Origin of the sequence: Streptomyces huiliensis, from assembly GCF_020037025.1 — a bacterium.
GTDB lineage: Bacteria > Actinomycetota > Actinomycetes > Streptomycetales > Streptomycetaceae > Streptomyces > Streptomyces huiliensis.
The window spans coordinates 1-9,482 of sequence record NZ_JAIQLH010000325.1 but is presented as its reverse complement, the minus strand read 5'-3'; the positions used below and the strand labels follow the sequence as shown (position 1 = coordinate 9,482).

The following is a 9,482-nucleotide window of genomic DNA, read 5'->3' as shown; positions in this document are numbered from 1 at the left end:
AGTTGCTCCACCCCGACTACGAGCTGCTCGACCGGGACAGCGGCGCGGACGCCGCCGCCGACTTCGCGGGCCGGCTGCTGCCGCTCTACCCGGCCTGCAAGCAGTTCCAGTCCTGGAAGCTCACCAAGGCCGTCGACACCCTCCTCGACCTCTTCGAGGCCGACGGCTGGCGCGGCCTCGTCGACCCCCTGCCGCCCGCGCTCCGCGAGGGCCGCGGCCTGGCCGAGCTGCCGGACGCCTTCCGCAAGGTCCACCGGCCGCGCACCAAGGCCGACATCGACGACGCCCGCGCCCGCCTCAAGTGGGACGAGGCGTTCGTCCTCCAGGTCGCCCTCGCCCGTCGCCGGCACGCCGAGACCCAGCTCCCGGCCGTTCCGCGCAAGCCCGCGCCCGGCGGCCTGCTCGACGCCTTCGACGCCAAGCTGCCGTTCACCCTCACCGACGGCCAGCGCACCGTCTCCGCCGAGATCTTCGACGACCTGGCCACCGAGCACCCCATGCACCGGCTGCTCCAGGGCGAGGTGGGGTCCGGGAAGACGATGGTCGCGCTGCGCGCCATGCTCGCCGTCGTGGACGCGGGCGGGCAGGCGGCGATGCTGGCGCCCACCGAGGTGCTGGCCCAGCAGCACCACCGGTCGATCACCGAGATGATGGGCGAGCTCGCCGAGGGCGGCCTGCTCGGCGGCGCGGAACAGGGCACCAAGGTCGTCCTCCTCACCGGCTCCATGGGCGCCCCGGCGCGCCGCCGCGCCCTGCTGGACCTGACCACCGGCGAGGCGGGGATCGTGATCGGCACCCACGCCCTGATCGAGGACAAGGTGCAATTCCATGACCTGGGCCTGGTCGTCGTCGACGAGCAGCACCGCTTCGGCGTCGAGCAGCGGGACGCGCTGCGCTCGAAGGGAAAGCAGCCGCCGCACCTGCTGGTGATGACGGCCACGCCGATCCCGCGCACGGTGGCCATGACCGTCTTCGGCGACCTGGAGACCTCCGTCCTCGACCAGCTCCCGGCCGGCCGCTCGCCCATCGCCACCCACGTCGTCCCCGCCAAGGACAAGCCGCACTTCCTGACCCGCGCCTGGGAGCGGGTGCGCGAGGAGGTCGAGGGTGGCCACCAGGCGTACGTGGTGTGCCCGCGCATCGGGGACGAGGAGGAGGGCGGCCCCAAGGGCGGGAAGAAGCAGGCCGCCGAGGGGCCGGACGATCCCGAGAAGCGGCCGCCGCTCGCCGTCCTCGACGTCGCCGGGCAGCTGGCGAAGGGGCCGCTGGCCGGCCTGCGGGTGGAGGTGCTGCACGGGCGGATGCAGCCCGAGGCCAAGGACGACGTCATGCGCCGCTTCGCCGCCGGCGAGGTGGACGTTCTGGTGGCCACCACCGTGATCGAGGTGGGCGTGAACGTCCCCAACTCCACCGTGATGGTGATCATGGACGCGGACCGGTTCGGCGTCTCGCAGCTGCACCAGCTGCGCGGCCGGGTCGGCCGCGGCTCCGCTCCCGGCCTGTGCCTGCTGGTCACCGAGGCCGGCGAGGCGAGCCCGGCCCGGGCCAGGCTCGGCGCGGTCGCCGGCACCCTGGACGGCTTCGAGCTCTCCCGCATCGACCTCGAACAGCGCCGCGAGGGCGACGTCCTCGGCCAGGCCCAGTCCGGCGTCCGGTCCTCCCTCCGGATGCTCACCGTCATCGACGACGAGGAGGTCATCGCCGCCGCGCGGGACGAGGCGGCGGCCGTGGTCGCCGCCGACCCCGAGCTGGAGTCCCTCCCGGAGCTCCGCACGGCCCTGGACGCCCTGCTGGACGAGGAACGGGAGCAGTACCTGGACAAGGGGTGATCCCGGGAGCGGCGCGTGTTGCCAATCGCGCAACAAACGTTGCTCGTCCGGATACGGCCGCCGCAGTCTGATGCCCGGCCGACAGGGGCCGCCAGCGATCAGGGAGGCAGACGATGACCGTCCAGCAGAACGCCGCGACCACGCCGGGCACCGACGGGGACGCGCGGCCCAACAACCGCGTCCACCACGTCCGCGCGGGCGAGCTCGACGGCTACGCCGCCATCAGCGGCCACACCGTCGGCTCCAGGAAGCTGTGGATGGGCATGGTGGAGAACCCGCCGCTGAGCGCGACCGACAACCACCACCACGGCGCCTCGGAGGCGGGCATCTACGTGGTCAGCGGTCACCCGGTGTTCGTCTTCCACGACGGCACCGAGGAGGTGCGGATCACCGCCCACCCCGGCGACTTCCTCCTCGTCCCGCCGTTCGTCCCGCACCGGGAGGAGAACCCCTCCGCGGACGAGCCGGTGGTCGTCGTGATCGCGCGCACCACGCAGGAGCCGATCAAGGTCTCGGTCCCCGAGCTCTACCAGCTGACCGAGATCCCGGCGGAGTAGGGGCGCGGGGGAGTAGGCGGCGCGGGGGAGAGCCCCGGGGCGGGCCCCCGGGGCACGGCCTACGCTGAGGGCAGCGGCGAACCCCCGCCGCCCTCCGCCGAGCACCCCGAAGGACCCGAGCCCCATGACCCGCGTGATCGCCGGCACCGCCGGCGGACGCCGCCTCGCCGTACCGCCCGGCACCGGCACCCGTCCGACCTCCGACCGGGCGCGCGAGGGCCTGTTCTCGACCTGGACGGCCCTGCTGGGCCCGCTGGACGGGGCCCGCGTCCTCGACCTCTACGGCGGGTCGGGCGCCGTCGGCCTGGAGGCGCTGTCGCGCGGCGCGGGGCACGCGCTGCTGGTGGAGGCCGACGCCCGGGCGGCCAAGGTCATCCGGGACAACGTCCGGACCGTCGGCCTGCCGGGCGCCGAGGTGCGCACCGGCCGGGCCGAGCAGATCGCGGCGGGGCCCGCCCCGGCCGCCCCCTACGACATCGTCTTCCTCGACCCGCCCTACGTGGTCACGGATGACGAACTCCGGGAGATCCTCCTCACACTCCGCACCGGCGGCTGGCTCGCCGAGGACGCGCTGGTCACCGTCGAGCGCGCGACCCGCGGCGGCACGTTCCACTGGCCCGAGGGCTTCGAGGGGCTGAGGGCCCGTCGTTACGGCGAGGGAACGCTTTGGTACGGTCGCGCCGCCTCGGCGTGCAGCACCGACACCGCTCCGAATCCGAGCACGTCACGCACGCCATGAACGCACCGGAGAGCGAGGAACCACCGTTGTTGCGCCGCGCCGTCTGTCCGGGGTCGTTCGACCCCGTCACCAATGGACACCTCGACATCATCGCCCGCGCTTCCAGGCTGTACGACGTCGTGCACGTGGCCGTGATGATCAACAAATCCAAACAGGGCCTCTTCACGGTGGACGAGCGGATAGACCTGCTCCGCGAGGTCACCGCCGAGTACGGGAACGTGGAGGTGGAGTCCTTCCACGGCCTCCTCGTCGACTTCTGCAAGGACCGCGGCATCCCGGCCATCGTCAAGGGCCTGCGCGCGGTCAGCGACTTCGACTACGAGCTCCAGATGGCCCAGATGAACAACGGGCTCTCGGGCGTCGAGACCCTGTTCGTCCCCACCAACCCCACCTACAGCTTCCTCTCCTCCAGCCTGGTCAAGGAGGTCGCGGCCTGGGGCGGCGACGTCTCCCACCTGGTGCCGCCGGCCGTCCTGGAGGCCCTCACCGAGCGCCTCGCGCGCGGCTGAACCGGCACCCGGCCCGCCACCGGCCCGCCACCCGGAACTGACGACTCGTCAGTAGCCGCCGGGCGGCGCCCGGCGGCCGTACAGTCGTGGCGTTCGTAGCCGTCGTCCCGGAGAGAGTGGCGAGCGTCAAGGTGGACGTCCAGAAGAAGCTCGACGAGATCGTCGCGACGGTCTCCGGCGCCCGTTCGCTGCCCATGTCCGCGTCCTGCGTGGTCAACCGGGCCGAGCTGCTCGGCCTCCTGGAGGAGGTGCGGGCCGCCCTGCCGGACTCCCTCGCGCAGGCGCGGGAGCTGATCGGCGGCCGGGAACGGATGGTCGCCGACGCCCGCGAGGAGGCCGAGCGGATCATCGAGTCCGCGCGCGCCCAGCGCGGCTCCCTGATCTCCGACACCGAGGTCGCCCGGGAGTCCCGCGAGGAGGCCGACCGCATCCTCGCGGAGGCCCGCCGGGAGGCCGCCGTGATCCGCGCCCAGGCCGACGACTACGTGGACGGCAAGCTCGCCAACTTCGAGGTCGTCCTCACCAAGACCCGCGGCTCGGTCGAGCGCGGCCGTGAGAAGCTCCTCGGCCTCGGCGACGGCTACGACCCCGAGGACCCCCAGGGCACCGGGACCCCCGAGCGCAGCGGCGACCCCGCCACCCAGCGCCACAACGCCGACGCCTACGTGGACGCCAAGCTCACGGCCGTCTCCGCGGTGCTGGCGAAGACGCTGGAGGCCGTCGGCCGCGGCCGGGAGCAGCTGCTGGGCGCCCGCCCGGTGGACGAGCTGGGCGCCCACCTCGCCGCTCAGGACGCCGCCCAGGAGGGTCGCCCGGCCGAGCGCCCCGCCACGGACGCCGACTTCCTGGCGGAGCTCGCGGCCCACCCGGCCCCGGCCGCCGCCGAGGCCCGGTCCGGCTGGGCCGCCCCCCAGGAGCCGGCCGCCGCGTACCCGCAGGCGGCGACGGACTACGGCTGGCAGCCGTACCCCGGGCAGGCGGACCCGTACGCGGCGGGAGCGACCGGCGGCCACTCCGGGGCCGAGGCCGGCTACGGCTGGCAGGCCCAGGACGCGGGCCAGGGGTACGGGTACGGGCAGGGGCCGGCGTACGGTGATCAGGGATATCCGGGCCACCAGGCCCCGCACGGCGCTCCGGTGGAAGGCGCGGTCGTCCCGCCGCAGGGCGGCGGCGCGCTCGACGAGACCAGCTTCTTCGACACGAGCATGATCGACCTGGAGCAGCTCAGGCGCTACGAGCAGGGGCGCTGAGCCGGTCCTTCCGGTGGCGCCTGGGCGGCCTTCCCGACCGTCCGAGGTCGGCCGGAAAGGCACGATTGGGCCAGGAGCGGGCCGTCCAGTATCCTGACTGTTCGGTCGCGCGTACATTCGCGATCCCGGCTGCCCGCGGCGTGGCGTACGAGTGTCGTACGACATGTGGATACGGGCCGCCATCGCCGCAGCGTAGAAAGCAGGAAGCCCTGAACGCCCGCCTCGATCACCGCGCCCCCCTCGTGTTCGACACGCACGAGCTGGGCCGGCGTCCCGGTGCGCTGAAGCGGCTCTCCCGCTCGATCCCGGCCCCCGCCGACCTCGGTATCGAGGTCATCGGGGTCGCCGAGGGCGCGACCGTGGAGCTCGACCTCCGACTGGAGTCGGTCATGGAAGGGGTGCTCGTCACAGGCACCGCCCGTGCACCGCTCACCGGGGAGTGCGTAAGGTGTCTGGAGCCGCTGGAGCGAGAGCTCGAAGCGGACTTCCAGGAGATGTACTCCTACCCCGACGCCGACAGCCGGAACCGCCCCGTGGCGGAACCGGAGGACGACGCCGAGGACGAGGAGGACACGCTCTTCCTCGAGGGCGACCTGTTCGACCTCGAACCCGTGCTGCGCGACGCGGTGGTGCTCGCACTGCCGCTGCAGCCGGTGTGCCGGGAAGACTGCCCCGGCCTGTGCTCCGAGTGCGGAGCGCGGCTGGCGGACGACCCGGACCACCACCACGACGTCCACGACATTCGCTGGGCGGCACTGCAGGGACTCGCCGGATCCGACCAGGACGGCGAGATGGACAACGCACCCCGGCCCGCCGGGGATGACTCACAGGAGAAGTAGCCGTGGCTGTTCCGAAGCGGAAGATGTCGCGCAGCAACACGCGCCACCGCCGGTCGCAGTGGAAGGCTGCGGTCCCCACCCTGGTGGCGTGCGAGCGCTGCCACGAGCCGAAGCAGCAGCACATCGCGTGCCCGAGCTGCGGCACCTACAACAAGCGCCAGGTCCTCGAGGTCTGATCGGCGGGTGACAGGCTCCATGTCAGACGCCAATACGCCGTCCCGCGGACGCGGGACAGGATCCGGACCGGCGCCACAGGACGCAGCCTCGTCTCACACGCTTCTGGAAGGGCGGCTCGGGTACAGACTCGAGACCGCCCTTCTGGTGCGTGCGCTGACCCACCGCTCCTACGCCTACGAGAACGGCGGTCTGCCCACCAACGAGCGGCTGGAGTTCCTCGGTGACTCCGTCCTCGGCCTGGTGGTCACGGACACGCTGTACCGCATCCACCCCGACCTGCCCGAAGGCCAGCTGGCCAAGCTGCGGGCCGCGGTGGTCAACTCGCGGGCGCTGGCGGAGGTGGGACGCGGTCTCGACCTGGGTTCCTTCATCCGGCTCGGCCGGGGTGAAGAGGGGACGGGCGGCCGTGACAAAGCCTCCATCCTCGCCGACACCCTGGAAGCGGTGATCGGTGCCGTCTACCTCGACCAGGGGCTCGACGCCGCCGCGGAACTGGTGCACAGGCTCTTCGATCCGCTGATCGAGAAGTCTTCGAACCTCGGCGCCGGCCTGGACTGGAAGACCAGCCTCCAGGAGCTCACGGCGACGGAGGGGCTGGGCGTGCCCGAGTACCTCGTCACCGAGACGGGTCCGGACCACGAGAAGACCTTCACGGCTGCTGCCCGCGTCGGTGGTGTCGAGTACGGCACCGGCACCGGCCGCAGCAAGAAGGAAGCAGAGCAGCAGGCGGCCGAGTCCGCCTGGCGCGCCATCCACGGCGCGGCCGAGGCCCGGGCCGAGGCGGCCGAGGCCGAACGGACCGGGAAGCCGGCCCCGTCGGCCAAGGCCGCTCCGCCGGCGAAGGCCGCGAAGCAGCAGGACAAGGCAGGCGGAGCGCAGCCCGCCACGCAGTGAGACACCGGCCGGCCCGGAGCGCTTCCCGCGCCCCGGGCCGGCCGTTTCACGTCCCCACCCGTCCGCGCCCGAACCGTTCCCGGAGGAGCACCGTGCCCGAACTGCCCGAGGTCGAGGTCGTCCGGCGCGGGCTGGCCGCCTGGGTGTGCGGCCGTACGGTGGCCTCCGTCGAGGTCCGGCACCCCCGGGCCGTCCGCCGGCACCCCGCCGGCGCCGCCGACTTCGCCGCGCAGCTCACCGGGGAGCGCCTCGGGCCCGCGCGGCGCCGGGGCAAGTACCTGTGGCTGCCGCTGGAGGGGCCCTCGGGCCGGGCCGTCCTCGCCCACCTGGGCATGAGCGGCCAGCTCCTCGTCCAGCCCGAGGACGCGCCCGACGAGAAGCACCTCCGGATCCGCTTCCGCTTCGACGACGCCGCCGGCACCGAGCTGCGCTTCGTCGACCAGCGCACCTTCGGCGGACTCTCGCTCCACGACACCGTGCCGGGCGACGACGAGGCGCTCCCCGACGTCATCTCCCACATCGCGCGGGACCCCCTGGACCCGGCCTTCGACGAGGCCGCGTTCCACGCCGCGCTGCGCCGCCGCCGTACGACGGTGAAGCGCGCCCTGCTCGACCAGTCGCTGATCAGCGGGGTCGGGAACATCTACGCCGACGAGGCGCTGTGGCGCTCGCGGCTGCACTTCGACCGGCCGACGGCCGGACTGACCCGCCCGCGCACGGCCGAGCTCGTCACGCACATCCGCGAGGTCATGAACGAGGCGCTGGCGGTCGGCGGCACCAGCTTCGACAGCCTCTACGTCAACGTGAACGGCGAATCAGGCTATTTCGACCGCTCGTTGGACGCCTACGGGCGGGAGGACGAGCCCTGCCGGCGCTGCGGCACGGCCATGCGGCGCAGCCCCTGGATGAACCGGTCCAGCTACTTCTGCCCGCGCTGTCAGCGCCCGCCGCGCGTCTGAGGTCTCCGGCGGGACCGCGTCAGGCGCGTTCCGCGTCGTACTTCTCCCGCGCCGCCTCGATGTCCCGCTGCCGGTCCTGCACCAGCTGGATCACGGCCAGCAGCCGTTCGGCGACCTCCTCGCCCATCGGCGTCAGGGCGTAGTCCACCCGCGGCGGATTGGTCGGCTGCGCCGTGCGGTGCACCAGGCCGTCCCGCTCCAGCGTCTGGAGCGTCTGGGACAGCATCTTCTCGCTCACACCCTCGACGCGGCGGCGCAGCTCGTTGAAGCGGAGCGTGCTCTCCAGCAGGGCGGTGAGCGCGAGCGTGCCCCAGCGGCCGGTGATGTCGAACAGCGTCTCCCGGGACGGGCAGTCGCGGGCGTAGACGTTGAAGGCGAGCGCCTCAGTACAGGTGATCTTCCTGGTCGGTGCTGCGGTGCCGTCGGCTGTCATGGGCCCAGCCTACTCGTCCACAGCGCTTCCCTATGGGTTGCGCTAACCAAAAGTTAGTGCTTTCCTTTGGTTATCGAACCGGCCCGCAGGGGTCGATCGGCCCCCCTTTGCCCTGCCTCAGGAGACCACCATGACCACGCCCGTTGTCTCGATCGCCTTCCACTCCGGCTTCGGCCACACCGCCGTCATCGCCGAGGCCGTCCGTGCCGGCGCCGCCGAGGCCGGTGCGACCGTCCACCTGATCGAGGTCGACAAGATCACCGAGGAGCAGTGGGCGCTGCTCGACGCCTCCGACGCGATCGTCTTCGGCTCGCCGACCTACATGGGCACCGCCTCCGGCGCCTTCCACACCTTCGCCGAGGCGACCTCCAAGCGCTGGTTCACCCACGCCTGGCGCGACAAGCTGGCCGCCGGCTTCACCAACTCCGGCTCCAAGAGCGGCGACAAGCTGCACACCCTGCAGTTCTTCGGCATCCTGGCCGGCCAGCACGGCATGCACTGGGTGAGCCTCGGCCTGCACCCGGGCTGGAACACCTCCGAGGCGTCGGAGAACGACCTCAACCGCCTCGGCTTCTTCCTCGGCGCGGCGGCCCAGAGCAACAACGACCAGGGCCCCGAGGGCGTGCACAAGGCCGACATCGAGACCGCCGCCCACCTCGGCCGCCGGGTCGCCGAGCAGGCCCGCGTCTTCGCGGCAGGCCGCGCCGCCCTCTGACGGCGGCGCGCCCCCCCCACGGCGCCGACCCGCTGCTCCCCCCCACACGCCGACGGGCGGACCCGTCCCGGAATCCCGGGACACAGTCCGCCCGCCGGCGTACGTGCGGGAAACCGCCTCCGTACCCGAAGTCCCCTCAGTACCCGAAGTCCTGCGTCCACCACGGGCCGCCGGCGCCGCGCTGCACGCCGACGCCGAGCGTCCGGTAGTCGCAGTTGAGGATGTTCTGCCGGTGTCCCGCGCTGCGCATCCACGCGTCGACCACCGCGTGCGCGTCGGCATGGCCGCGGGCGATGTTCTCCCCGCCCAGGTTCCGGACGCCGTGGCGGGCCGCCCGGTCCCAGGGTGAGCGGCCGTCCGGGTCGGTGTGGTCGAAGAAGCCGCGCCGCGCCATGTCCTCGCTCATCGACTGGGCGAGGGAGGTGAGCCGCGTGTCCGTGCGCAGCGGCCGGCAGCCGGCCTTCGCCCGCTCGGCGTTGACCAGGGCGACGACCGTCCGCGCCGCGGCGCCCCGGGTGTCGGCGACGGCCTCCGCGGACGCCCGCTCGGCCGCGTCGTCGGCCCGCAGCCGGGCGGTCGCC

Annotated in this window: 12 protein-coding genes; 10 read left to right on the top strand and 2 right to left on the bottom strand. The window is 73.1% G+C overall.

Translation table 11 applies throughout. The features are described 5' to 3' along the window. The 9 genes from JNW98_RS32435 to mutM form a co-directional block, all read left to right on the top strand. Positions 1–1,829: ATP-dependent DNA helicase RecG (locus JNW98_RS32435; RefSeq protein ID WP_223771886.1), on the top strand; the 1,829-nt coding region annotated here is incomplete at its 5' end. Between the two features lie 113 nt (positions 1,830–1,942). Next, entirely contained in the window at positions 1,943–2,386 is a 444-nt protein-coding gene (locus JNW98_RS32430; protein WP_223771885.1) for a cupin domain-containing protein, read from the top strand. Between the two features lie 124 nt (positions 2,387–2,510). Continuing rightward, a complete protein-coding gene (gene rsmD / locus JNW98_RS32425; RefSeq protein ID WP_223771884.1) occupies positions 2,511–3,125 on the top strand; it encodes a 16S rRNA (guanine(966)-N(2))-methyltransferase RsmD in 615 nt (204 codons plus the stop codon). Continuing rightward, the gene (gene coaD / locus JNW98_RS32420) at positions 3,122–3,634 is read left to right on the top strand and encodes a pantetheine-phosphate adenylyltransferase (protein WP_223771883.1); all 513 of its coding nucleotides are present in this window, start codon (positions 3,122–3,124) and stop codon (positions 3,632–3,634) included. Before rsmD ends, coaD begins: the two co-directional genes overlap by 4 nt. A gap of 131 nt (positions 3,635–3,765) precedes the next feature. Beyond that, entirely contained in the window at positions 3,766–4,884 is a 1,119-nt protein-coding gene (locus tag JNW98_RS32415; RefSeq protein ID WP_223771887.1) for an ATP synthase subunit B family protein, read from the top strand. Positions 4,885–5,126: 242 nt separating this feature from the next. Continuing rightward, entirely contained in the window at positions 5,127–5,723 is a 597-nt protein-coding gene (locus JNW98_RS32410; RefSeq protein ID WP_223771882.1) for a YceD family protein, read from the top strand. Positions 5,724–5,725: 2 nt separating this feature from the next. Beyond that, a complete protein-coding gene (rpmF, locus tag JNW98_RS32405) occupies positions 5,726–5,899 on the top strand; it encodes a 50S ribosomal protein L32 (protein WP_003951102.1) in 174 nt (57 codons plus the stop codon). 19 nt (positions 5,900–5,918) lie between these two features. Beyond that, positions 5,919–6,794 carry a ribonuclease III gene (rnc, locus tag JNW98_RS32400; protein ID WP_223771881.1) on the top strand — a complete coding sequence of 292 codons (876 nt, stop codon included), beginning with the start codon at positions 5,919–5,921 and terminating at the stop codon, positions 6,792–6,794. 92 nt (positions 6,795–6,886) lie between these two features. Further along, positions 6,887–7,753 carry a bifunctional DNA-formamidopyrimidine glycosylase/DNA-(apurinic or apyrimidinic site) lyase gene (gene mutM / locus JNW98_RS32395; RefSeq protein WP_223771880.1) on the top strand — a complete coding sequence of 289 codons (867 nt, stop codon included), beginning with the start codon at positions 6,887–6,889 and terminating at the stop codon, positions 7,751–7,753. A 19-nt stretch (positions 7,754–7,772) separates the two neighbouring features. Here the strand turns inward: mutM and JNW98_RS32390 are convergent, their stop codons facing one another. Then, on the bottom strand, positions 7,773–8,186 hold the full coding sequence (locus JNW98_RS32390; protein WP_223771879.1) for a winged helix-turn-helix transcriptional regulator: 414 nt from the start codon (positions 8,184–8,186) through the stop codon (positions 7,773–7,775). Positions 8,187–8,316: 130 nt separating this feature from the next. Between JNW98_RS32390 and JNW98_RS32385 the strand changes: the two genes are divergently transcribed. After that, entirely contained in the window at positions 8,317–8,901 is a 585-nt protein-coding gene (locus JNW98_RS32385) for a flavodoxin family protein (RefSeq protein ID WP_223771878.1), read from the top strand. Between the two features lie 136 nt (positions 8,902–9,037). Here the strand turns inward: JNW98_RS32385 and JNW98_RS32380 are convergent. After that, positions 9,038–9,482: CAP domain-containing protein (locus JNW98_RS32380; protein WP_223771877.1), on the bottom strand; the 445-nt coding region annotated here is incomplete at its 5' end.

Bases quoted from the DNA above. Each gene is read 5' to 3' on its own strand.
- JNW98_RS32430 (WP_223771885.1), top strand. From the start codon at position 1,943: ATGACCGTCCAGCAGAACGCCGCGACCACGCCGGGCACCGACGGGGAC.
- rsmD (WP_223771884.1), top strand. From the start codon at position 2,511: ATGACCCGCGTGATCGCCGGCACCGCCGGCGGACGCCGCCTCGCCGTA.
- coaD (WP_223771883.1), top strand. From the start codon at position 3,122: ATGAACGCACCGGAGAGCGAGGAACCACCGTTGTTGCGCCGCGCCGTC.
- rnc (WP_223771881.1), top strand. From the start codon at position 5,919: ATGTCAGACGCCAATACGCCGTCCCGCGGACGCGGGACAGGATCCGGA.
- JNW98_RS32390 (WP_223771879.1), bottom strand. From the start codon at position 8,186: ATGACAGCCGACGGCACCGCAGCACCGACCAGGAAGATCACCTGTACT.
- JNW98_RS32385 (WP_223771878.1), top strand. From the start codon at position 8,317: ATGACCACGCCCGTTGTCTCGATCGCCTTCCACTCCGGCTTCGGCCAC.